Origin of the sequence: Curtobacterium sp. MCLR17_043, from assembly GCF_003224215.1 — a bacterium.
GTDB lineage: Bacteria > Actinomycetota > Actinomycetes > Actinomycetales > Microbacteriaceae > Curtobacterium > Curtobacterium flaccumfaciens.
This window is the reverse complement of the sequence record NZ_QKLH01000005.1, coordinates 155,401-178,194: the sequence shown is the minus strand read 5'-3', so window position 1 is coordinate 178,194 and position 22,794 is coordinate 155,401. Positions and strand designations below refer to the sequence as shown.

The 22,794-nt window shown below is 73.1% G+C and carries 18 protein-coding genes and 1 tRNA gene; 13 read left to right on the top strand and 6 right to left on the bottom strand.

The window, feature by feature from the left end; genetic code table 11:
* Positions 1-33 precede the first annotated feature (33 nt).
* Positions 34-1,704, bottom strand: a complete 1,671-nt coding sequence (argS, locus tag DEJ03_RS07065; protein ID WP_056068838.1) for an arginine--tRNA ligase — start codon at positions 1,702-1,704, stop codon at positions 34-36.
* Between the two features lie 59 nt (positions 1,705-1,763).
* On the opposite strand from argS, the gene DEJ03_RS07060 reads away from it, so the two are divergent.
* The 5 genes from DEJ03_RS07060 to DEJ03_RS07040 all read left to right on the top strand — a co-directional run bounded on the left by DEJ03_RS07060 (position 1,764) and on the right by DEJ03_RS07040 (position 9,827).
* A complete protein-coding gene (locus DEJ03_RS07060; protein WP_027465794.1) occupies positions 1,764-2,339 on the top strand; it encodes a hypothetical protein in 576 nt (191 codons plus the stop codon).
* A gap of 836 nt (positions 2,340-3,175) precedes the next feature.
* A tRNA-Arg gene (locus tag DEJ03_RS07055) sits at positions 3,176-3,247 on the top strand.
* Positions 3,248-3,469: 222 nt separating this feature from the next.
* Entirely contained in the window at positions 3,470-4,552 is a 1,083-nt protein-coding gene (locus tag DEJ03_RS07050) for a Gfo/Idh/MocA family protein (protein WP_258370645.1), read from the top strand.
* 44 nt (positions 4,553-4,596) lie between these two features.
* Entirely contained in the window at positions 4,597-8,493 is a 3,897-nt protein-coding gene (locus DEJ03_RS07045; RefSeq protein WP_110864044.1) for a Pls/PosA family non-ribosomal peptide synthetase, read from the top strand.
* Positions 8,494-8,507: 14 nt separating this feature from the next.
* Positions 8,508-9,827 (top strand): M1 family metallopeptidase, encoded by a 1,320-nt coding sequence (locus tag DEJ03_RS07040; RefSeq protein ID WP_258370643.1) that lies wholly within the window; start codon positions 8,508-8,510, stop codon positions 9,825-9,827.
* 71 nt (positions 9,828-9,898) lie between these two features.
* Here DEJ03_RS07040 and DEJ03_RS07035 read toward each other — a convergent pair whose 3' ends face one another.
* Positions 9,899-10,168: a helix-turn-helix domain-containing protein gene (locus DEJ03_RS07035; protein ID WP_027465796.1), complete on the bottom strand. Its 270-nt coding sequence runs from the start codon at positions 10,166-10,168 to the stop codon at positions 9,899-9,901.
* A 32-nt stretch (positions 10,169-10,200) separates the two neighbouring features.
* Here DEJ03_RS07035 and map point away from each other — a divergent pair, with 32 nt between their 5' ends.
* Complete coding sequence (map, locus tag DEJ03_RS07030) at positions 10,201-10,968, top strand: type I methionyl aminopeptidase (RefSeq protein ID WP_110864063.1); 768 nt, start codon at positions 10,201-10,203, stop codon at positions 10,966-10,968.
* Here map and DEJ03_RS07025 read toward each other — a convergent pair.
* Both DEJ03_RS07025 and DEJ03_RS07020 read right to left on the bottom strand, forming a co-directional pair.
* Positions 10,952-11,506, bottom strand: a complete 555-nt coding sequence (locus DEJ03_RS07025) for a 4'-phosphopantetheinyl transferase superfamily protein (RefSeq protein WP_110864042.1) — start codon at positions 11,504-11,506, stop codon at positions 10,952-10,954. The genes map and DEJ03_RS07025 overlap by 17 nt on opposite strands.
* Before the next feature lie 72 nt (positions 11,507-11,578).
* Positions 11,579-11,782, bottom strand: a complete 204-nt coding sequence (locus DEJ03_RS07020) for a hypothetical protein (RefSeq protein ID WP_017885770.1) — start codon at positions 11,780-11,782, stop codon at positions 11,579-11,581.
* Positions 11,783-12,066: 284 nt separating this feature from the next.
* On the opposite strand from DEJ03_RS07020, the gene DEJ03_RS07015 reads away from it, so the two are divergent.
* The 5 genes from DEJ03_RS07015 to DEJ03_RS06995 all read left to right on the top strand — a co-directional run bounded on the left by DEJ03_RS07015 (position 12,067) and on the right by DEJ03_RS06995 (position 17,405).
* On the top strand, positions 12,067-13,905 hold the full coding sequence (locus tag DEJ03_RS07015) for a TPM domain-containing protein (protein WP_181422632.1): 1,839 nt from the start codon (positions 12,067-12,069) through the stop codon (positions 13,903-13,905).
* Between the two features lie 90 nt (positions 13,906-13,995).
* Positions 13,996-14,721: a PspA/IM30 family protein gene (locus DEJ03_RS07010; protein ID WP_110859024.1), complete on the top strand. Its 726-nt coding sequence runs from the start codon at positions 13,996-13,998 to the stop codon at positions 14,719-14,721.
* Positions 14,722-14,765: 44 nt separating this feature from the next.
* Positions 14,766-15,587 carry an arginase family protein gene (locus DEJ03_RS07005; RefSeq protein ID WP_110864040.1) on the top strand — a complete coding sequence of 274 codons (822 nt, stop codon included), beginning with the start codon at positions 14,766-14,768 and terminating at the stop codon, positions 15,585-15,587.
* A gap of 55 nt (positions 15,588-15,642) precedes the next feature.
* Positions 15,643-17,046 (top strand): NAD(P)/FAD-dependent oxidoreductase, encoded by a 1,404-nt coding sequence (locus DEJ03_RS07000; RefSeq protein WP_110864039.1) that lies wholly within the window; start codon positions 15,643-15,645, stop codon positions 17,044-17,046.
* Between the two features lie 2 nt (positions 17,047-17,048).
* Positions 17,049-17,405, top strand: a complete 357-nt coding sequence (locus DEJ03_RS06995) for a Fe-S oxidoreductase (protein WP_175330772.1) — start codon at positions 17,049-17,051, stop codon at positions 17,403-17,405.
* 1,031 nt (positions 17,406-18,436) lie between these two features.
* On the opposite strand, the gene DEJ03_RS06990 is transcribed toward DEJ03_RS06995, so the two are convergent.
* Positions 18,437-19,255, bottom strand: coding sequence for an ABC transporter ATP-binding protein (locus DEJ03_RS06990; protein WP_110864038.1), 819 nt, complete (start codon positions 19,253-19,255; stop codon positions 18,437-18,439).
* Positions 19,255-20,157, bottom strand: a complete 903-nt coding sequence (locus DEJ03_RS06985) for a siderophore-interacting protein (protein ID WP_258370641.1) — start codon at positions 20,155-20,157, stop codon at positions 19,255-19,257. Before DEJ03_RS06985 ends, DEJ03_RS06990 begins: the two co-directional genes overlap by 1 nt.
* A gap of 66 nt (positions 20,158-20,223) precedes the next feature.
* Here DEJ03_RS06985 and DEJ03_RS06980 point away from each other — a divergent pair, with 66 nt between their 5' ends.
* Together DEJ03_RS06980 and DEJ03_RS06975 are read left to right on the top strand one after the other, a co-directional pair.
* Complete coding sequence (locus DEJ03_RS06980) at positions 20,224-21,234, top strand: alpha/beta fold hydrolase (RefSeq protein WP_163343553.1); 1,011 nt, start codon at positions 20,224-20,226, stop codon at positions 21,232-21,234.
* The gene (locus DEJ03_RS06975) at positions 21,231-22,775 is read left to right on the top strand and encodes an ABC transporter substrate-binding protein (protein ID WP_110864035.1); all 1,545 of its coding nucleotides are present in this window, start codon (positions 21,231-21,233) and stop codon (positions 22,773-22,775) included. The genes DEJ03_RS06980 and DEJ03_RS06975 overlap by 4 nt, the downstream gene beginning before the upstream one ends.
* Positions 22,776-22,794: the final 19 nt, after the last annotated feature.

Genomic DNA, 22,794 nt, shown 5'->3' with positions numbered 1-22,794 from the left:
CGCGAACACCGGTGTCTTGCGGAAGGAGTGCCGCTACATGCGGGACGGCGCCGACACGCCGAGCAGGCCGAGGCCGTTGCGGACGACCTGGCCGGTGGCGTCGTTCAGCCACAGGCGCGTGCGGTGCAGGTCGGTCACGGGTTCGTCGCCGAGGGGCGTGACACGGCAGGAGTCGTACCAGCGGTGGTAGAGGCCGGCGAGCTGCTCGATGTACCGCGCGATGCGGTGCGGCTCGCGCAGTTCGGCGGCGTGCCGGACCACCCGCGGGTACTCGGCGAGGGCTCCGAGGAGCGCGCTCTCCGACTCGTGGGTCAGCAGCGAGGCGTCGAACACCGACCGGTCGACCCCGGCCGCCGCGGCGTTCCGGGCCACCGACTGCGTGCGGGCGTGGGCGTACTGCACGTAGAAGACGGGGTTGTCGTTCGTGCGCTTCGTGAGCAGGTCGAGGTCGATGTCGATCGCGGTGTCGCTGGCGAACCGGACCAGGGCGTACCGGCCGGCGTCGACACCGACGGCGTCGACGAGGTCCTCCATCGTGACGATGGTGCCGTTGCGCTTCGACATGCGCATCGGCTCGCCGTCCTTGAGCAGGTTGACCATCTGCCCGATCAGGATCTCGAGGTTCTTGCCCGGCTCGTCCCCGAACGCGGCGCACATCGCCATCATCCGGCCGACGTAGCCGTGGTGGTCGGCACCGAGCATGATCAGGTTCCGCTCGAACCCGCGCTCGCGCTTGTCGAGGTAGTACGCCAGGTCGCCGGCGATGTACGCGGGCTCGCCGTCCGACTTGATGACGACGCGGTCGCGGTCGTCGCCGAAGTCGGTCGTGCGGAGCCACTCGGCGCCCTCGGCCTCGTACATCACGCCGGCCGACCGCAGTCGGGCGATGGCACGCTCGACGGCCTTCGACTCGTGCAGGGCGTTCTCGTGGAAGTAGACGTCGAAGTCGACGCCGAAGTCGTGCAGCGACGACTTGATGTCGGCGAACATGAAGTCGACGCCCTCGCGACGGAAGAGTTCCTGCGCCTCGTCGCGCGGCAGGTCGCGGACGTCGATGCCCGGCTCGAGGGTCGCGATGACCCGTGCCGCGATCTCGGCGATGTAGGCGCCGCCGTAGCCGTCCTCGGGCGTCGGCTCACCGAGTGCGCTGGCGACGAGGGAGCGGGCGAACCGGTCGATCTGCGCGCCGTGGTCGTTGAAGTAGTACTCGCGGGTGACGAGCCCACCCTGCGCCTGGAACACGCGGGCCAGGCTGTCGCCGACCGCGGCCCAGCGGACGCCGCCCATGTGGATCGGGCCGGTGGGGTTGGCGGAGACGAACTCCAGGTTGATCCGGACGCCGTCGTACAGGTCGCCGGTGCCGAAGGACTCGCCGCCGTCCACGATGGTGCGCGCGATCTCGCCAGCGGCGGCCGCCTCGAGCGTGATGTTGATGAAGCCGGGGCCGGCGACGTCGACGGAGTCCACACCGTCGAGCTCGGTCAGCTCGCCGGCGATCTCGGTCGCGAGCTCGCGCGGGTTCGTGCCGAGCCGCTTCGCGAGCTGCATGGCGGCGTTCGAGGCCCAGTCGCCGTGGGCGCGGTTCTTCGGACGCTCGAGCACCACGTGGGACTCCTCGATCGTCACGGTCTCGGACGCGCCTCGGCGCTCGACGATCCCGGTCAGGATCGACAGGTACGCGGCGGAGAGTTCGGCAGGAGTCACGAGGATCGATCCTACCGGGACGCCCAGGTCCGCACCGGTCGATGCAGCATCATGTCGGGATGACCCCCCGCAGCCGCGCCCGGGCGCTCACCGTCGCCACCCTCACCACCGCAGCAGCCGTCGTGCTCGCCGGGTGCTCGGGCGGCGGTGACAGCACCCCGTCGGCCACCGCGACCCCGGCGGGCAAGCCGGTGTCCGAGACGTGCGCGGAGCTCCTGCCGACCAGCGCGCTGTCGGTGTACGGGCAGACCTTCGAGCTCGACGACTCCTTCACCCCGGCGAAGGGCTCCCCCGCTGCGACCATCGCGAAGCAACAGGGTCGCGTGTGCCGGTTCGTCAGCACCGACGCGGACGCCACGGCGATCACGCTCGCGGTCGCCGACCTGCCTGAGAAGTCGCTCACCAACCTGAAGGACGCCCTGTACGAGCGGGGCGGGTCCGTCCCCACCTACCGCGTGGAGGGCTACTTCGCCCTGAGCGGCGACGTCGGCCGCGCGGACGCCTTCGCCGACCCGTACTGGATCACCGCGCAGTCGACGCTGTTCACCGAGCCGGGAGGGGCGCAGCCCGTCGTGGACGCGGTGCGGGCCGCGCTGCAGCCATCCGCGTCGGCGACGGCGACGCCCGCGGGCTGACGCGCTCGCTCTGGCACGGTGCGGGCTCCGCCGTCTGGTGCGAGGTTGCGCGCCTGGTGCGCGCTTGCAGCGCCGCACGGAACGCGGAACCTCGCACGGGATCGCGACGGTCGCACCGTGCGGACGGGAGGCCCGGGGCGGGCCCGCACCGCGCCTCCCGGCCCGGCGGCGGCAACGCACGGTGCGAGGCCGCCGTCCGGTGCGAGGTTGCGCACGTGGTGCGCGCTTGCTGCGCCGCACGGAACGCGGAACCTTGCACGGGATCGCGACGGACACACCGTGCGGACGTGAGGCCCGTGGCGGGCCCGCACCGCGCCTCCCGGCCGGCGGCGGCCACGCACGGTGCCGCGTCCGCCATCGGGTGCGAGGTTGCGCACGTGGTGCGCGCTTGCAGCGCCGCACGGAACTCGGAACCTCGCACGGGATTGCGACGCTCGCACCGTGCGGACGGGAGGCCCGTGGCGGGCCCGCACCCCGCCTCCAGCCCGGCGGCGGCCACGCACGGTTCGGGGTCCGCCGTCCGGTGCGAAGTTGCGCGCGCGGTGCGCGCGGTGCGCGCTCCGAGCGCCGCACGGAACGCGGAACCTCGCACGGGAACGCGACGCTCGCACCGTGCCGAGTCGGCCGCCCGGTGCGCGGTTGCGCGCGCGGTGCGCGCTCCGAGCGCCGCACGGGACACGGAACCTCGCACCGGCTCGCGACGCTCGCACCGTGCGGCCTGGAGGCCCGTTTCGGGCCCACACCGCGCCTCCAGGCCGCCCGTCGCGACGTCCACGCCGCGACACGCGCTGTCCAGGACCACCCGGCGGACCTGCTACGGTTGTTCACACCCCTTGGCCCCCATAGCTCAGGGGATAGAGCACTGCCCTCCGGAGGCAGGGGCGGAGGTTCGAATCCTCCTGGGGGCACAGTCGCATTTCCGCGCAAGCAGTTGTCTTCGCTTCGCTCAGTCAGCTGCGCGCGATGTCGCCTGCGGCGACCTTTCCCCGTTGAGACTCCTCCGGGTTCGTCGCCGGTCTCGTGGCTGGGTGCCTCGAGGGTGAGCAGCAGGACGGACCATGTGCTCCTCGAGGGTGAGCAACAGGACGGACCGCGCGGCGTGCAACGCGCCCGCCCGGTAGCGTTCCGGCATGACGATGACGTTCCCGGTGCCCGGAGTCCACGCACTGCGGGGCGGCCCCGTGCTCCGGTGGGGTGTGATCGGCCCCGGGGAGATCGCGAACGACTTCACGACGACGCTGCACGCGAACTCCGACCAGCGCGTGGTCGCCGTGGGCTCCCGCTCCCCCGAGCGTGCCGAGGCCTTCGCCGCCCGCCACGGCGTGTCCGGTGTGCACGGCTCGTACGAGGCCCTCGTGGCGGACCCCGCCGTCGACGTGGTCTACGTCGCCTCGCCGCACCCGCAGCACCTCGGGCACGCACTGCTCGCGATCGCCGCCGGCAAGCACGTGCTCGTCGAGAAGCCGATGACGACCTCGGCGGCGGACACCCGCACCCTCGCCGACGCCGCGCGGGCCGCGGGCGTCCTCGCGATGGAGGCGATGTGGACCCGGTACCTGCCGGGCACGACCGTCGTCGCGCGTCTGCTCGCGGACGGGGTCCTCGGCGACGTCCGCCTCGCGACGGTCGACGTCGGGTGGCCGCACGAACCGGACCCGGCGGACCGGATGTTCGACCCCGCCGCTGGTGGGGGTGCGCTCCTCGACGCCGGCGTGTACGCGCACTGGTTCGCACGGTTCGCCACCGGCGCCCCGGTGACCAGCAGCACGACGGGGGCGGTCTCGGATCGCGGGGTGGACCTCCAGTCCGTCACCGTGTCGACGGCAGAGGGTGGCGCGCAGGCGGTGGTGACCACGTCGATGACGGCGTGGTCGCCGGGGCTGGCGGTGATCGCCGGGAGCCGGGCCACGGTCCGGTACACCGACCACTTCGTGTTCCCGGCGTCGTTCGCGGTGCACCACAGGGGTGGGGAGGACCACTGGGCGGAGCCGACGGAGCTGCGGGGTCGTCAGGGACTCGTGTGGCAGGCGGCGGCGCTCGCGCAGTACGTGGCGGAGGGTCGCACGGAGTCCCCGGTGCACTCGCTGGACGACTCGGTCGGGATCGCGACGGCGCTCGACGCGGCCCGTGCGGCACTCGAACCGTCCGCTGCGGCACTCGGACCGACCGGTACGGCACCGACCGTTCCCGAGCAGGACACCTCGACCCTCTAGGATCACGGGCCGGTCGTCCCGCACGCGACCGGGAAGAGGCCTCGATGACCATCGGCACCGGGAACGCGCAGCTCGAACTCGCCCGCGGCGGCGACGCACCCGCCCCACGGACCCTGTTCGACGTCCTGGCGGCGACCGCGGCGACCCACCCGGACGCGACGGCGCTCGAGGACCCCGCCGGCAGCGTCGACTACGCCGCCCTGCTCGACCTCGTGCGCGCGCAGGCCGACGACCTGGCCCGCCGCGGTGTCCGACGGGGCGACCGGGTCGGGGTGCGGATCCCCTCCGGTGGGCGTGACCTGTACCTGTCGATCCTCGCCGTGCTCGCCGCCGGGGCGGCCTACGTGCCGGTCGACGCGGACGACCCCGAGGAGCGCGCCACCCTGGTGTTCGGCGAGGCCGGTGTCGTCGGGGTGATCGGCGCGGGCGGTGTCCTGCGCGACCGCGACGGCACGGAGCTGCCGGTGACGGACCCTACGGCGAGCGCCGAACTCCCCCGTGAGACCGACGACGCGTGGATCATCTTCACGTCCGGGTCGACCGGGGTGCCGAAGGGTGTGGCGGTCACCCACCGCAGTGCTGCGGCGTTCGTGGACGCCGAGGCGCGGATGTTCCTGCAGGCGGCGCCGATCGGTCCGAGTGACCGGGTGCTGGCGGGGCTGAGCGTGGCGTTCGACGCGTCGTGCGAGGAGATGTGGTTGGCGTGGGGGCACGGTGCCGCGCTGGTGCCGGCGCCCCGGTCGTTGGTGCGGACGGGGGTGGACCTGGGGCCGTGGCTCATCGCGCACACGATCACGGTGGTGTCGACGGTGCCGACGCTGGCGGCGTTGTGGCCCGACGATGCGCTCGAGCAGGTGCGGCTGGTGATCTTCGGTGGTGAGGCGTGCCCGCCGGAGCTGGCGGCGCGCATCGCGAGTCGTGACCGTGAGGTGTGGAACACCTACGGGCCGACCGAGGCGACGGTGGTGGCGTGCGGGTCCCTGCTCGACGGGAGCCAGCCCATCCGGATCGGGTTGCCGCTGGACGGGTGGGACCTGGCGGTGGTGGACGGTGCCGGGCAGCGGGTGGAGCCGGGCGGCGTGGGTGAGCTCGTGATCGGCGGGGTCGGGCTGGGGCGGTACCTGGACCCGACGAAGGACGCGGAGAAGTACGCGCCGTTCCCGGAGCTCGGGTGGGAGCGGGCGTACCGGAGCGGAGACCTGGTGCGGTACGAGCCCGAGGGGCTGGTGTTCCAGGGGCGTGCGGACGACCAGGTGAAGCTCGGCGGCCGGCGGATCGAGCTCGGGGAGATCGATGCGGCGCTGCAGGCCCTGGACGACGTGGCGGGTGGGGCCGCGGTGGTGCAGCGGACCCCGGCGGGCAACCAGGTGCTGGTCGGGTACGTGGCCCCGGTAGCGGGGGCGACGGTGGACGTGGCCGCGGCGAACGCCCGGTTGCGGCAGGAGCTGCCGGCGGCGCTGGTGCCGTTGGTGGCCGTGGTGGAGTCGCTGCCGACGCGGACGTCGGGCAAGGTCGACCGCGCGGCGCTGCCGTGGCCGTTGCCCGGTGCCTCGGACGCAGCGATGCTGCCGGACACGGTGGCGTGGATCGCCGAGCGGTGGTCGGCGATCCTCGGGGTGCCGGTGGCGAGCGTCGACGACGACTTCTTCGCCCACGGCGGTGGGTCGTTGACGGCGGCGCAGCTGGTGTCGGCCATCCGGGAGCGGTTCCCGACGACGACGGTGGCGGACGTGTACGACCACCCGCGGATCGGGGCGTTGGCGGCGGCGCTGGACGAGTCCGGCCCGGTCGAGGCGTCGTCGCGTGACGTCACGCCGGTGCCTCCGACGACGGGGTTGCTGATGACGCTGCTCGGGCTGCCGGTGCAGGTGCTCCGGGGGTTGCGGGTGCTGACGTGGACGGCCCTGGTGGCCGCGGTGCTGCACGCGACGACGCTGCCGTTCCTGCCGGTGCTGCCCTGGCCGGTGCTGGTGCTGGCGCTCCTGGTGTTCGTGACGCCGATCGGCAAGATGGCGCTGACGGTGGTGCTGGCGCGGCTGCTGCTCGCCGGGGTCCGGCCGGGGTCGTACCCCCGTGGCGGTTCGGTGCACCTGCGGGTGTGGCTGGCCGAGCGCATCGCCGAGGCGGTCGACGCCCCCTCGACGGCGGGTGCCCCGTGGATCAGCTACTACGCCCGGGCACTCGGCGCGCGGATCGGCAGGGACGTCGACCTGCACACGCTGCCGCCGGTGACGGGGATGCTCACGATCGGCAAGCGTGCGTCGATCGAGCCCGAGGTCGACCTGGCCGGGCACTGGCTCGATGGCGACGTGTTCCACCTGGGGCACGTCCGCGTCGACGAGGACGCCGTGGTGCGCAGCCGGACGACGCTGCTGCCGGGGGCGCACGTCGGTGCGGGTGCCGAGATCACGGCGGGTTCCGCCGTCGGCGGCCCGGTGCCCGCGGGCGAACGCTGGGCAGGGGCGCCTGCGGAGCGCACCGGGTCGGCTCGTGACGACCGGGAGGCCCGTCCCGCGACCCGACGACGCTGGCTGCTCGCGTACGGGGCCGGGTCCCTGGCCGTGGCCGGGTTGCCGGTGGTCGGTGTCGCGGTCGGACTGCTGGTCGCGCTCGCCCTGGTCGGGCGGGCACCGACCCTGGGCGACGCGGTGCTCCGTGCGCTGCTGACGGTCCCCCTGACGACGGTCGTCGCCGGTACGGTGTACGCGCTGCTGGTGGTGGTCGCGGTGCGGCTGCTCGGCATCGGCCTGCACGAGGGGCGGCACCCGGTGCGCTCCCGGATCGGCTGGCAGGTGTGGTCGACCGAGCGGGTGCTCGACGCGGCGCGCACCCTGCTGTTCCCGCTGTACGCCTCGCTCGTGACGCCGGTTTGGCTGCGGCTGCTCGGCGCCCGGGTCGGTCGGGACACCGAGATCTCGACGGTGCTGCTCATCCCGGCGCTGACGCAGATCGCGTCGGGGGCGTTCCTGGCCGACGACACGATGGTGGCGACGTACGAGCTCGGCGGCGGTCGGGTGCGGATCGGTCGCTCGAAGGTCGGCCGTCGCGCGTTCCTCGGCAACAGCGGCATGACGGGTGCCGGACGCTCGGTGCCGCGCGAGGCCCTGGTGGCGGTGCTGTCCGCGGTGCCGAAGAAGGCCAAGCGCGGGTCGTCGTGGCTCGGGTCGCCCCCGGTGCGGCTGCGGCGCGCGGCGACGGAGTTCGACGAGGCGCGCACGTTCCGTCCGTCCCGGCGGCTCAAGGTCGCCCGCGGCTGCTGGGAGCTGCTGCGCCTGGTCGCCCCGATGGTCTCCGCCGCCATCGCGCTCGGCGTGGCCGGAGCACTGCTGGCGCTCTGGTCGGCCGTCGGGATCGGGTGGACGGTGCTGCTCGCCGGACCGGTGCTCATCGCCGCCGGTGCCGTCGCCGCCGTCGTTTCGACGATCGCGAAGTGGGCGTTCGTCGGCCGGATCACCGCCCGGGAGCACCCGCTGTGGTCGTCCTTCGTGTGGCGCAACGAGGTGCAGGACACCTTCGTCGAGACCGTCGCGCGCCCCTGGTTCGCCGAGCAGGCCACCGGCACCCCCGCGCTGGCCGTCTGGCTGCGGAGCCTCGGTGCGACGATCGGCCGCGGCACCTGGCTCGAGACGTACTGGCTGCCCGAGGCCGACCTGGTCACCATCGGCTCCGGGGCGTCGGTGGCGCGGGGCACGGTCGTGCAGACGCACCTGTTCCACGACCGCGTGATGCAGCTCGACACCGTCCGGATCGACGCGGGTGCGACCCTCGGGCCGCACAGCGTGGTCCTGCCGGCGGCCGGCATCGGTGCCGGGGCGACCGTCGGGCCGTCCTCGCTCGTGATGCGCGGTGAGCAGGTGCCGACGGGTTCCCGCTGGTCCGGCAACCCGATCGCTCCGTGGACATCGGCAGCCCCCTCGGTGACCGCCCCACCGGCGCCATGAGGTTGACTGTCCCCGTGCCCTCCGATCCCGCCGCAGACCCGTACACCCCGCACAGCGGCGACCGACGGTGGAGTGCCGAGCACTACGAGCTCCGTCTCGACTACCGCGTCGCCACGAATCGTCTGGACGGCACCGCCACGATCACCGCGCGCGCCCTGGAGCCGCTCGAGAAGGTCGTGATCGACCTGCACGGGCTCACGGTCGACCGGGTCGACGTCGACGGACGCCGGGCGAAGAAGGTCTCGACCGCGACGCACAAGGTGACGGTCACCCCGGCCGACCCCATCGCCGCCGACACCGTGTTCAGCGTGCACCTGCGGTACCGCGGTACCCCGCACCCCGTCCGGAGTGCGTGGGGGCAGCTCGGCTGGGAGGAACTGTCCGACGGTGTCATCGTCGCCGCGCAGCCCACGGGAGCGCCGTCGTGGTTCCCGTGCAACGACCGCCCCGACGACAAGGCCACGTACCGGATCGAGATCGCGGCCGAGGCGGCGTACGACGTCCTGGCGAACGGGGAGCTGCTCGCCAAGGAGCGCGACCGCGTCGGCACCCGCTGGACCTACGCCACCACCGAGCCGATGGCGACCTACCTGGCGACCGTGCAGATCGGCCGGTACCGCACCACGAAGCTGCGCACGAGCGGGGTCCCCGTCACGCTGCACCACCCCGCCGACCTCGCCGCCGCCGCGAAGACCGACTTCGGCCAGGTGCCGGAGATGCTCGCGCTGTTCGGTGAACGGTTCGGCCCGTACCCGTTCGCGGCGTACGGCGTCGTGGTGACCGACGACGACCTCGAGATCCCGCTCGAGGCCCACGGCCTGGCGGTGTTCGGCCGGAACCACATCGACGGCGAGCACGGCACCGACCGCCTCATCGCTCACGAGCTCGCCCACCAGTGGTTCGGCAACTCCGTCACGGTCACCCGGTGGCAGGACATCTGGCTGCACGAGGGGTTCGCCTGCTACGCCGAGTGGCTGTGGTCCGAGGACCGCGGCGACGACACCGCCGACCAGCTGGCCGAGCGGTACCGGCAGGGACTGCTCGAACAGCCGGAGGACCTGGTCGTCGGTGACCCGGGCGCGAAGGACATGTTCGACGACCGCGTCTACAAGCGCGGCGCCCTCGCCCTGCACGCCGTCCGCCGCACGTTCGGCGACGACGCCTTCTTCGCCGGGCTGCGGAGCATCACCGAGCAGCACCGGCACGGATCCGTCACCGTGCCCGACGTGCTCCGTGCGTTCGCGGACGCCGCCGGTCGCTCGGTCGCGGACGTCGGTGCGGTGACCGGGCCCTGGGTCGACGAGGCGTCGGTGCCGGCGCTGCCCGCTGGCTAGCAGGCGCCGCCGGCGCGTCGATCAGCAGGCTCCGCCGCCGCGCCGGACAGCAGGCTCTGCCGCCGCGCCGGCTAGCCCGCCAGCTCGCCGTCGGCCGGGTCGCAGCTGACCTCGGACCACACCGCGTCGAGCGACAGCCCGACCACGCCCGCGACCGACGCGATGGTCGAGAACGCCGGCGTCGCGATGCGGCCGGTCTCGATCTTCCGGAGCGTCTCCGGCGAGATCCCCGCGGCCAGGGCGGTGTCCACGATCGATCGCGGACCACGGGCACGACGGAGCAGCGCACCGAGGCGACGACCGCGCGCGACCTCGTCGGGGCGGAGTGGGAGACGGACCATGACCACATAGTAATACCGGTATGATCATCGGCGTGATCGAGATCCTCACCCCCGCCGAGGTCGACAAGGGCCGCGCCACCGGAGCCCTCGTCGGCACGATCCTGCAGACCCTGCGCGAACGCACCCGCGTCGGCACGAACCTGCTCGAGATCGACCGGTGGGCGAAGCAGATGATCGAGGCCGCCGGTGCCGACTCCTGCTACGTCGACTACGCACCCTCGTTCGGCCGCGGCCCGTTCGGCCACCACATCTGCACGGCCGTGAACGACGCCGTCCTGCACGGGCTGCCGCACGACCGGGTGCTGCAGGACGGCGACCTGCTGACCCTCGACCTCGCGGTGTCCCTGGACGGCATCGCCGCCGACGCCGCGATCAGCTTCGTCGTCGGTACCGCACGCCCCGAGGACCTCGCACTCATCGACGCAACCGAACGCGCGCTGGCCGCGGGCATCGCCGCGGCCGGACCGGGCGCCCGCATCGGTGACCTGTCCCACGCGATCGGCACCGTGCTCGAAGCCGCGGGCTACCCGGTGAACGTCGAGTTCGGCGGGCACGGCATCGGCTCGACCATGCACCAGGACCCGCACGTGTCGAACACCGGGCGGCCCGGCCGCGGCTACACGCTCCGGCCCGGGCTCCTGCTCGCGCTCGAACCGTGGGTGATGGCGGACACCGACGTCATGGTCACCGACGCCGACGGGTGGACCCTGCGGAGTGCCACCGGAGCGCGGACCGCCCACACCGAGCACACCATCGCGATCACCCAGGACGGCGCCGAGGTGCTCACGCTCCCCCGCTGACCGCCCCGACGACCTCGACGTGCAGGCCACCCGCCGCCACCACGAGCACCACATCTGGCGCGGGGTACAGCACGGTGAGCGGTTGTTCGGCACCCTCCGACCGGGCGGTACCGGCGGCCACGTCGACCTCCACCGCGAGCGGGTCGACGCGCAGCCCGCGTCCGTCGCGTTTCAGCACGGCTTCCTTCGCCGCCCACGCTGCGGCGAGGAGCACCGGGTCTCCGTCAGCCCGGAGCAGCTCCCCCGGAGTGAATGCATCGAGCGGCGCGGCGGCGACCCGCGACACCCGTTCGACGTCGACACCGAGTGCCGACGGTCCGACCGCGAGGGCGACGACGCCCGGTGCGCGCGACAGGCTCACGCCGACCGTGACGCCCGCGACGGTCACCCACGGACGACCGTGGTCGGTCCCCGCGCAGTGCGGGCAGACGCGCCCCGCGCGCACCGCGACCGGCTCGGCGCCGGTCGCCGACACGACGGCGGCGACCAGGGCCTCCCGGTCGTCCGCGCGGTCAGCAGCCGGCGTCCGGAGCGTCACCGTGACGGTCTGGAGGCGCGACCCACCGACCGGGGCAGCGCCCGTCGGTCGTGTGGTCGCGCCCAGAGCGGATCAGGCGTGCGTCAGCGCGATGAGCGCGACGTTCATGGTGCTGTACTGCCCCTCGGAGCGGGTCGCCTGGCGAACTCGTCCGCGCAGGACCTCGTAACGGCCATCGTGCTCGCGCACGAAACCGATCACACCCGTCGCCGGAGTCGACACCCGGTGGTAGCCGTCCTCGAGCGGGACGACCTCGGTGCTCGTGGTGCGTTCCATCGTTCTTCCCCTTCCGTTCATCCTCGAACAGTGGCGCCAGCATACCCCGGTACGGGGGACAAGACGTCCACAGGAAGCACGGTCCGGAGCGTTCCCCCAGAGTCTGGCGGTGCCCCTGCGTGGCCTGGATAGACTCCGGGCGACAGCGCACTCGTGGCGCGGTCCGGTGCGGTGCCACGGGGTACCGGCCGCCGACGGACGGAGGACGGATGCGAGCGGTCCAGCACGGATCGGGCACGGACGGATCGAGCGGGCACAGGGGGACAACGCGGCTGTGGAGCCGTGTGACGGCCGCCCTCGTCGCGATGCTGATCGTCCTGGCTCCGGCAGCGACCGCCCACGCCACGGCGCCCGTCGATCTGGGCGGCGCGTACGTCCTCGACGAGGCCGACGCGCTGACCGCATCCCAGCAGTCGAAGGTCGAGCAGGCCGTGCAGGACCTGTACGCCGAGACGCAGACGCAGCTGTACGTCGTGTTCGTGCCGTCCTTCACCGATCCCACCGACCACACCGAGTGGGGCCGGGCGGTGCTCGAGCAGAACCAGATCGACAGCGACGGCATCCTGCTCTCGGTCGCGGTCACCGAGCGCAACTACGACGTCCAACAGACGAACGAGACCGCGATCTCTTCGTCCGACGTGCAGAATGCCGTCGACGATTCGCTGCTGCCCCGGCTCAAGCAGGATGACTGGTCCGGCGCCGCCGTGGCCTTCGCCGACGGGCTGACCCAGTCGCAGGCCCCGGTGGACCTGACCTGGCTGTGGATCCTGCTGCTCGTCGTGGTCGTCGGGCTCGTCGTCGTGGTCCTGGTCATCCGGACCCGGAACAAGCGCCGCACCGCCGCAGCGACCGAGGCGCAGGAAGCCTCGCTCGTCGACCTCGAACGCACCGCCGGCGGCGCCCTGGTCACCATCGACGACGAACTCCGAACCGCCGAGCAAGAGGTCGGGTTCGCGAGCGCGCAGTTCGGCCCCGACGCCGCCAAGCCCTTCGCCGACGCCGTGCAGGCCGCACAGCGCGAGGTCCGCAAGGCCTTCACGATCCGGCAGCAGCTCGACGACGAGATCCCCGACACCCCGCAGCAGCGCGCCGAGTGGGCGAACCAGATCATCGTCATCTGCGAACGTGCGCACGCCGCGATCGAGGAGCAGACCGAGGCGTTCGACCAGCTCCGCTCGCTCGAGGACGGCATCGAGGACGCGGCCGCATCGCTCGCCCAGGCCGTGGCCGCCGCGCCGGCATCGGTCGGAGCCGCCGCCGCTGCACTCGACCGCGTCCGCGCCCGCTACACCGGCCGCACCCTCGCCACCGTGGCGAACAACGTCGACCAGGCCCACCAGGTGCTCGCCTTCGCCACCGAACGCTCGAACGCCGCCACCGCCTTCATCGCCGCCGGCGACAAGGGCGAGGCGGTCGTCGCCGTGCGGGACGCCCAGCACGCGCTCGCCCAGGTGCAGCAGCTCACCGACGGAGCACTCGCCGCCGAGCAGTCCTTCGACGAGGCCACCGCCCGCGCCGAGGCGATGCGCATCGACATCCAGGGCGACGTCGCCGCCGCCCGCAGCCTGCGCTCGGGCGGGCCGGACCTCGCCGCAGCGGTCACCCGCGCCGAGGCCGTGCTCCGCCAGGGGCTCGACCCGAAGGACCCGGTGGCGGCCGTCGACGCGCTGACCCGGGCGAACACCGAGATCGACCAGGCCATCGCCGCGGCACGGGGTGCCGAGGAACAGCGCCAGCGCGCCACCCAGGCGCTCGACGCAGCCCTGCGCGACGCCCGGAACCGGATCAGCCAGGCCCGCGACTACGTCTCCCTGCACCGCGGCGGCATCGGCCCGACCGCCCGGACCCGGCTGTCCGAGGCCCAGCGCGCCTACGACGACGCCGTCGAACTCGCCCCGAGCAACCCCGGCCAGGCGCTCAACGCCGCCCGCGCGGCCGAGCAGTACGCGGCCGCCGCGATGGACGCCGCCAACGACGACCTCGGCGGCTGGGGTGGCGGCCAGGGCGGTGGCGGAGGCGGCGCCCAGCTCGGCGGCCTCGTCACCGGTCTCGTCCTCGGCGGCCTGCTCGGCGGACGCGGCGGCAGCTACGGCGGCGGCTTCTCCGGCGGCGGCCGCTTCTGACCCGACGCACTCCCCCGGCACCCAGAACCAGACACGACCCGACCCGACCCGACAACACCGTCCACAGGACTTCCACGAAAGGGAACAGCAATGGCCAAGCAGACCATCTTCGGACGCATCTCCACCCTCGTGCGCGCGAACATCAACCAGATCATCGACGACGCCGAGGACCCGCAGAAGATGCTGGACCAGCTCGTCCGCGACTACACGAACAACATCGCCGACGCGAAGACCGCGATCGCGCAGACCATCGGCAACGTGCGCCTGCTCGAGCAGGACCACGAAGAGGACAAGAAGGCCGCGGTCGAGTGGGGCCAGAAGGCCGCCAACGCCTCCGCCGCCGCCGACAAGTACCGCTCCGAGGGCAAGTCGGCCGAGGCGGACAAGTTCGACAACCTCGCCAAGATCGCGATCGGCAAGCAGATCGCCGCCGAGCAGGAGGTCAAGGACGCGGAGCCGAACCTGGCGTCGCAGAACGAGGCCGTCGAGAAGCTCAAGACCGGTCTCGCCGGCATGGAGCAGAAGCTCGAGCAGCTCCGCGCGAAGCGGGACAACCTCGTCGCCCGCTCGAAGACCGCCGAGGCGCAGTCCCGCGTCAACGACGCCCTCGGCAACATCGACGTGCTCGACCCGACGAGCGACCTCGGCCGCTTCGAGGAGAAGGTCCGCCGCGAAGAGGCGAAGGTGCTCGGCCAGCAGGAGCTGCAGTCGTCGAGCCTCGACGCACAGTTCGAGAGCCTCGAGGACGTCGGCAAGGACGCCGAGGTCGAGGCACGGCTCGCCGCGCTGAAGTCCGGCGGATCCTCGAGCATCTGACGAACGCCCTGACGACGCCGGACCCCAGCTGACAGACTGAGACGATGCACTTCCTCGTGGTCGGTCAGTGGCAGGGTTCGGCGTCGTCGCGCGCGATGCGCCTCGGGGACGGTGCGTCGGCGATCGCGGCCGACCTCCCCCGGGCGTCCACCACCGTGGTCGACGTCCCGGCCGGAGCGGGTGACCGCCTCGAGACCGCCGTCGCCCGCTACACCTCGGTGCTCGCCGTCGCCGAACGCGTCGCCGAGGAAACAGCCGTCGCCACCGAACCGGTGCTCGTCGTCGGCGGTGACGGCGCCAGTGTCCTCGGCGCGACCGCCGCCCTCGCACCGGACACCGCGTTCGTCCGCATCTCCGGGTCCAGCGGGTACCGCGCGCTCAACCGGGCACAGCCCGTCGCCGCCGAGACCGCCGCCCTGCGCCTGCTGGTCGACCGTCCCGACGACCTGTTCCCCGGACTGCCGGTGGTGCCGGCGTCCTCGGTCGTCGTCGCCGGGGTCCGCGGGGTCGAGGACGCCGAACGAGCCGCCCTCGACAAGGCCGGGATCGTGCACCTCGACGTCGACGCCGCCACCCCGGACGCCCTCGCCGCAGCGGTCGAGCGGACCGGTGCCTCGTCGGTGTTCGTGCACGTCGACCTCGACGTCCTCGACCCGTCCGAGGTCGACGGACTCCTCGAACCCGTCCCGTTCGGCCTCGACGGCGCAGCGCTCGTCGAGCGCATCCAGGCCGCGACGCGCGGGCGGCGCCTCGTCGGCGCCGCGCTCACCGGATTCGCCCCCGTCGACCCGGACCGGGCGGTGGACGACCTCGGCGTGATCCTGCGCGTCGTCGGAGCGGTGACCAGCGCCTCCCGGGTGGGCTGACCACGGGCACGACGCGACCGGCGGACCCCCTGCCGGTCCGCGTACGCTCGGCAGCATGACGGACTACGACCTCATCGTGATCGGAGCCGGCGCTGTCGGCGAGAACGTGGCGGACTACGCCAGGAAGCGCGACCTGTCGGTCGCGATCGTGGAGGCCGAGCTCGTCGGCGGCGAGTGCTCCTACTGGGCGTGCATGCCCTCGAAGGCGCTCCTGCGCAGCGGACACGCCCTCGCCGCCGCCAAGCGGCTCGACGGTGCGAAGCAGGCCGTGACCGGCACGCTCGACGCCGCCCACGTGCTCGCCCGCCGCAACTCGTTCACCTCGGACTGGAAGGACGACAGCCAGGTCTCGTGGCTCGAGTCCGCCGGCATCGCCCTGATCCGCGGGCACGCCCGCATCACCGGCCCGAAGACCATCGACGTCGACGGCGAGACGCACACGGCGCGCGCCGCCGTCGCGGTCGTCACCGGTTCCCTGCACACGCTGCCCCCGGTGCCCGGTCTCGCCGAGGCGAAGCCGTGGGGCACCCGCGAGGGCACCAGCGCCCAGCAGGTCCCCGAGAGCCTGCTCGTCATCGGCGGCGGCGTCTCCGGCTCGGAGCTCGCGACCGCGTGGGCCTCCCTCGGCGCGAAGGTCACCCTCGTCGCCCGGCACGGTCTGCTCGGCGGCATGGAGCCCTTCGCCGGGGAACTCGTCGCCGACTCCCTGCGCGAACTCGGTGTCGACGTCCGCACCGGCGTCAACCCGGTCCGGGTCGACCGCGATGAGCACGGTCTCGTCACCACGGAGCTCGACGACGGCACCACCGTCATCACGAGCGAGGTGCTCGCCGCCACCGGCCGCGCCGCACACACGCGTGACCTCGGGCTCGAGACCGTCGGCCTGACCGCGGGCGACTGGCTCGACGTCGACGACACCATGCTCGTGCACGGCACCGACTGGCTGTACGCCGTGGGTGACGTCAACCACCGCGTCCTGCTCACGCACCAGGGCAAGTACCAGGCGCGTGCCGCCGGCGAGGCGATCGCCGCCCGGTACCAGGGCACGCCGCTGCACGCCGAGCCGTGGGGTGCCCACGTCGCCACCGCCGACCACGCCGCCTCGCCGCAAGTCACCTTCACCGACCCCGAGGTCGCGAGCGTCGGCCTGACCGAGGCGAAGGCCCGCGAGCAGGGGCTGAACGTCCGCGCGGTCGAGTACGACCTCGGTGCGATCGCCGGGTCCTCGCTGCAGGCGGACGGTTACACGGGCCGCGCGAAGATGGTCGTCGACGAGGACCGCGGGGTCGTCGTGGGCGTCACGTTCGTCGGCCAGGACGTCGCCGAGATGCTGCACGGTGCCACCGTCGCGGTCGTGGGCGAGGTCCCGATCGACCGTCTGTGGCACGCGGTCCCGGCCTACCCGACGATGAACGAGATCTGGCTCCGCCTGCTCGAGACGTACGGCCGCCCGGCCTGAGCGTGCGCAACCCGCTGCTCGACTCCCCCGTGTCCCGTGCGGGGTGGGTCTTCGCGACCGCCGTCGGGCTCGCCGTGGGCGTCCCCCTGTCGACCGGGCGGATCCGGGTGGAGGACGGGCTCGTCGTCTGCACGGGGCTGCCGCGCTGGGTGTTCCGGCGCGGCGGCACCTGCGTCGGTTCGGTGTACCTGACCCGCGACAACGACGGCCCGCGGGTGCTCCGGCACGAGCGGGTACACGTCGAGCAGTGGCGCCGGTACGGCATGCTCATGCCGCTGCTCTACGCCGTCGCCGGGCGGGATCCCCTGCGGAACCGGTTCGAGGTCGAGGCCGGCCTGGAGGACGGCGGCTACCGCTGACGCGGGCTCGGCTGGTCGCAACACCCTGCCGAGCGCGCGGCGAGCGGTCGCAGACCGTCGCCTGCGGCGCCGCCAGCAGACAGTTCGTGACCACACGGCGCCTGCCCGACGACGAGTCGTGACCACTCCGCGGCGGGCCGGCCAGGCGGTGGGACGCGACCGGTCGACGGCCTGGAGGCGCGTGGCGGCGCCGCCCCGAGCCTCCAGGCCGACGCGCCACAACCCCACTGCACCCGCCGGCCGGTCGCAACACCCCGCCTACCCCGCGGCGAGCGGTCACGAACCGTCGCCTGCGGCGGCGCCAGCCGACAGCCCTTGACCACACGACGCCCTGCCGACGACGAGTCGTGACCGCCCGGCCGCGGGCCCGCCAGGCGACGAGACTCGACCGGTCGACGGCCTGAAGGCGCGTGTGGAACCGGAACAGGGTCACGGCCGGTCACAACACCCCGCCGAGCGCGCGGCGAGCGGTCGCAGACCGTCGCCTGCGGCGCCGCCAGCCAACAGCCCTTGACCACACGACGCCCCGCCGACGACGAGTCGTGACCACTCGGCGGCGGGCCAGCCAGGCGACGAGACGCGACCGGTCGACAGCCTGGAGGCGCGTGCCGGCGCCGCCCCGAGCCTCCAGGCCGACGCGCCACAACCCCACTGCACCCGCCGGCCGGTCACAACACCCCGCCGAGCGCGCGGCGAGCGGTCGCAGACCGTCGCCTGCGGCGCCGCCAGCCAACAGCCCTTGACCACACGACGCCCCGCCGACGACGAGTCGTGACCACTCGGCGGCGGGCCAGCCAGGCGACGAGACGCGACCGGTCGACAGCCTGGAGGCGCGTGCCGGCGCCGCCCCGCGCCTCCAGGCCGCCGCGCTACAACCCCACTGCACCCGCCGGCCGGTCACAACACCCCGCCGAGCGCGCGGCGAGCGGTCGCAGACCGTCGCCTGCGGCGCCGCCAGCCGACAGTTCGTGACCACACGACGCCCTGCCGACGACGTGTCGTGACCGCCCGGCCCCAGCGCCGCCCGCGCGTCAGGCCGCGCGCCGCCGCGGCACCACGAGGGGCGTGCCGGTCTCGGGGTCGGGGACGACGACGCACGGCAGGCCGAAGACGTCCTCGACGAGGTCCGCGGTGAGCACCGACGACGGCTTCCCCGCCGAGACGATCGCCCCGTCGCGCATCGCGATGACGTGGGTGGCGTAGCGGGCGGCCTGGTTCAAGTCGTGCAGCACCGCGACGACCGTGCGACCGGCGGCGTGCAGCGTGGAGGCCAGTTCGAGCACGTCGTACTGGTGGGCGATGTCGAGGAACGTCGTCGGCTCGTCGAGCAGCACGATGTCGGTCTGCTGCGCGAGCACCATCGCGATCCACACCCGCTGCCGCTGCCCGCCGGAGAGCTCGTCGACGCTCCGGTCGGCCAGTTCCACCGTCGACGTCTGCTCGAGTGCGGCCTGCACCGCCTGCCGGTCGGACCCGGACGACGGGTGCAGCAGGTCCTGGTGCGGGAACCGGCCCCGGGACACCAGGTCACGCACGGTGATGCCGTCGGGGGCGATCGGGGTCTGCGGGAGCATCCCGACGCGCCGGGCGACGGCCTTCGGGCGGTACGAGTCGATCGGCGCCCCGTCGAGGAACACCGTGCCGGCGCGCGGCTTCAGGGTGCGGGCGAAGGACTTCAGCAGCGTCGACTTGCCGCAGGCGTTCGGCCCGACGATGACCGTCAGTTCGCCGTCGGGGATGTCGACGTCGAGCGTGTCCACCACGACCCGGTCGTCGTACGCCAGGGTCAGCCCACGGGCCCCCAGCGCGGTGGTCGGGACCGGACCGAGCGCGGTGCCCGAGGTCGGCATCAGTGCTCGGCCTTGCCGTGCCGCCAGTAGCCCATGAACGCGACCTGCTTGCGGTCGATGCCGACGCCGCGCACCAGGTGACGGCGGAGTTCCTTGACGCAGCCGGCCTCGCCCGCGATCCACGCGTAGACGGGGCGCTCGTCGACGGGCGCGGGGACGTCCCACAGCACCTGCTCGTCGACGTCGACGTCGGTGAGCTCGGCGGCCGGCTCGCACGCGGCGGCGGACGGCGGCGCGACGGTGGAGGCCCAGGCGTGCACCTGGTCGGTCATCCGGACCCCGTGGGTGGCGCCGTTGCGGGCGATCCAGCGGACCTCGACCCCGGCCGGCGCGGTGACCGGCAGCCGGTCGGCGTCGGTGGGTACCTCGATGAAGACGTGGCCGACGGTCGAGACGTCGAGGGCTTCGAGGATGGCGCAGATGGCCGGTGCAGCGGTCTCGTCCCCGGCGAGCAGGATCCGGTTCGCGTGCCCGGGAGCGAACTCGGCGGCCCCGGTCGGCAGGTCCTCCGGCGACTCGGGGACCCGCGGCCCGACGATGCGCAGCTCGTCACCGACGCGGCAGGCCGACACCCAGCGCGATGCCGGACCGGTGTCGCCGTGGGCGACGAAGTCGATGTCGAGCTCGCGGGCGTCCGGCCGGAACGAGCGGACCGTGTACGTGCGGAGGGGGTTGCGGGCGTCGTCCGGCAGCGCGCGCCAGGCGGCGTACCAGTCCTCGTCCTCCGGCAGTTCGGAGAAGCCGATGCCGGGCAGGGGCAGCACGATCTTGATCCGCTGGTCGAGACCGACCGAGGAGAAGTCGGCGAGCGCGTCGCCCGTCAGCGTCACCCGGACGAAGTTCGGGGTGAGCGACGTGACGGCGGCCACACGGACGGAGAAGACGCGATACCGGGTTGCCACAGAATCGAGTATGGCATGCCTTACCTAACGTCTCCAGGCCCCCGGAACGGTGCGAGGATCGTCCTCGTGTCCGAAGCCCCCGACGACGAATTCGCCGACCTGCCCGCCCTCGCCAGCGCGAGCGGCGTGACCACGCCGCTCCGCGCCTCCAGGCAGGTGGTCCGCACCGCGGACGGACAGGAGACCTCCGCGATCCGGTGGGGCGACGACGGCCAGGAGGCCCGGATCACCTACCTGCACGGGCTCGGCATCGACGCCCACAGCTTCGACACCACGGCACTCGCCGTGGGCGAGCCGGCGGTCGCCCTCGACCTGCCCGGCCACGGCCGGTCGTCGTGGCGGGAGGACGCCGACTACGCGGCGGCCGCGACGGCGCCGAGCGTGCTCGCCGCGCTCGACGCGCTCGCGGTGCCGCCGGGCATCGTCGTCGGGCACTCGCTCGGTGCCATCCTGTCGGCTCGACTCGCGGCCACCGCGCCGGAGCGGGTCACCGGACTCGTGCTCGTCGACATGTCGCCGGACTTCGCGCAGCGTGCCGTCGACCGGATCGCCCGCGCGCTCGAGGCCGAGGAGCCGTTCGAGTCGCTCGAGCAGGTCGTCGACCGGGCGATCGAGGCGCGGGTCGGCGACGACCGGCAGGTGCTGCTGCGCGAGGCCCGGCACACGACGGCCCTCGGTGCGGACGGGCGACTCGTTCGCCGTCACCACTTCCCGCACCTGCCCGCCGGGCGGACGTCGTCGGTGGGGCGCTTCGCCGATGCGTGGCCGGACCTCGAGGCCCTGCGCGTGCCGATCCTGCTCGTCCGGGGTGACCGTGGGTACGTCTCCCCGAAGCTGCACGCCGGGTTCGCCGAACGCCTGCCGGACGCCGAGATCGTGACGGTCACCTCGCGGCACGCGGTGCAGAACCAGGCACCCCTCGAACTGGCTTCGGCGATCCGGGCATGGGCGGAGCGGCACGGATTGTTGCACCCGATCGAAGAACCGTCGCCGGACGGCACCAGCCGCCGGTACCCTCGTGCGAGCGCGAGGCCCGATCCCAGCCCTCGTGCCCGGAAGGAACCCACCACCCCATGAGTCCGCTCCTGCCCCGTCGCACCGCGCGCACCTCGCGCATCGGGCGCGCTGCCCTCGCCGCCACCGCCGTCGCCGTCGTCTCCGCCCTGGCGCTGACCGGCTGCTCCGGCTCGTCCGACACCACCGGGGGCAAGGACGCCACGGTGCGCGTCGGGCTGGTGCTCGAGCCGACGAGTCTCGACATCCGCACCCAGTCCGGGGCGGCGCTCGACCAGGTGCTCATCGACAACGTGTACCAGGGGCTCGTCGGCCGGACCGCCGACGGCGAGATCCGTGACGTGCTGGCCTCGTCGCACGAGGTCTCGAAGGACGGCCTGACCTACACGTTCACGCTGCGGGACGGCACGACGTTCCAGGACGGCAAGCCGGTCACCGCAGCCGACGTCGTCTGGTCGCTCGAGCAGGTCAAGTCGAACGACTCGTACGTCGACTCGGCCAAGCTCGCGGGCGTCACGTCGATCACCTCGCCTTCGGACGACTCCGTCGTGCTGCAGCTGGCGAAGCCGGACTCCGACCTGCTCTGGAACCTGACCGGCCGCTCGGGCCTGGTACTCGAGAAGGCGGCCGACAACGACCTGTCCGACAGCGCCAACGGCACCGGTCCGTTCGAGGTCGCGAGCTGGAAGCAGGGCGACTCGCTCACCTTCGACCGCAACGAGGACTACTGGGGCACGAAGGCGAAGGTCGCGAAGATCGTCTTCCGGTACATCACGGACCCGTCGACCGCCGTCAACGCGATGGCGAACGGTGACCTCGACGTCCTGAACCCGGTCGACGGCACGCTCAAGAGCCAGCTGCAGGGCAACGCCGACATCGCGCTGCACAGCGGCAAGACGACCGACAAGTACACGCTGGCGTTCAACAACCGCAAGGAACCGTTCACGGACGAGCGCGTGCGCCGGGCCATCAGGCAGGCGATCGACGCGAAGGCGCTCATCAAGGCGATCGGCGGCACCGGCGTGGAGCAGGGCGGCCCGATCCCGGAGCTCGACCCCGGCTACGAGGACCTGACCGACATCGACGCGTACGACCCCGCGAACGCCAAGAAGCTCCTGGCCGCCGCCGGCCAGCAGGACCTGAAGCTGACGCTCACCTACGCGAACATCTACCCGACCACGATCGGCGACGTGCTGAAGTCGCAGCTCGCCGACGTCGGGATCACCCTGACGGTCAAGCGCGTCGACTTCGCCACCTGGCTGTCCTCGGTGTTCCAGGCACCGAAGTCCGGCGAGCGGGACTTCGACCTGTCGATGGTCGACCACGTCGAGGCCCGTGACTTCGGCAACTGGGCGAACCCGGACTACTACTTCGGCTACGACAACCCGAAGGTGCAGGCCCTCTACGCCCAGTCGATCGCGGCGACCGACGAGGCCACGAAGACCGAGGCACTCCGCAAGGCTGCACGCATCGTCAGCGAGGACGCGGCCGGCGAGTGGCTCTACACGGCGACCGAGATCACCGCGGTGCGCTCCGGCGTGACGGGCTTCCCGGTCGACGGCGGCAACTCGCGCCTCGACCTGGCGAAGCTCGCGGTCAAGTGACCCGGAGCGGCCGCGGCGG

Coding starts and splice junctions, on each gene's coding strand:
- DEJ03_RS07060 (WP_027465794.1), top strand. CDS start 1,764: ATGACCCCCCGCAGCCGCGCCCGGGCGCTCACCGTCGCCACCCTCACC.
- DEJ03_RS07050 (WP_258370645.1), top strand. CDS start 3,470: ATGACGATGACGTTCCCGGTGCCCGGAGTCCACGCACTGCGGGGCGGC.
- DEJ03_RS07045 (WP_110864044.1), top strand. CDS start 4,597: ATGACCATCGGCACCGGGAACGCGCAGCTCGAACTCGCCCGCGGCGGC.
- DEJ03_RS07035 (WP_027465796.1), bottom strand. CDS start 10,168: ATGGTCCGTCTCCCACTCCGCCCCGACGAGGTCGCGCGCGGTCGTCGC.
- DEJ03_RS07020 (WP_017885770.1), bottom strand. CDS start 11,782: ATGGAACGCACCACGAGCACCGAGGTCGTCCCGCTCGAGGACGGCTAC.
- DEJ03_RS07010 (WP_110859024.1), top strand. CDS start 13,996: ATGGCCAAGCAGACCATCTTCGGACGCATCTCCACCCTCGTGCGCGCG.
- DEJ03_RS07005 (WP_110864040.1), top strand. CDS start 14,766: ATGCACTTCCTCGTGGTCGGTCAGTGGCAGGGTTCGGCGTCGTCGCGC.
- DEJ03_RS07000 (WP_110864039.1), top strand. CDS start 15,643: ATGACGGACTACGACCTCATCGTGATCGGAGCCGGCGCTGTCGGCGAG.
- DEJ03_RS06990 (WP_110864038.1), bottom strand. CDS start 19,255: ATGCCGACCTCGGGCACCGCGCTCGGTCCGGTCCCGACCACCGCGCTG.
- DEJ03_RS06975 (WP_110864035.1), top strand. CDS start 21,231: ATGAGTCCGCTCCTGCCCCGTCGCACCGCGCGCACCTCGCGCATCGGG.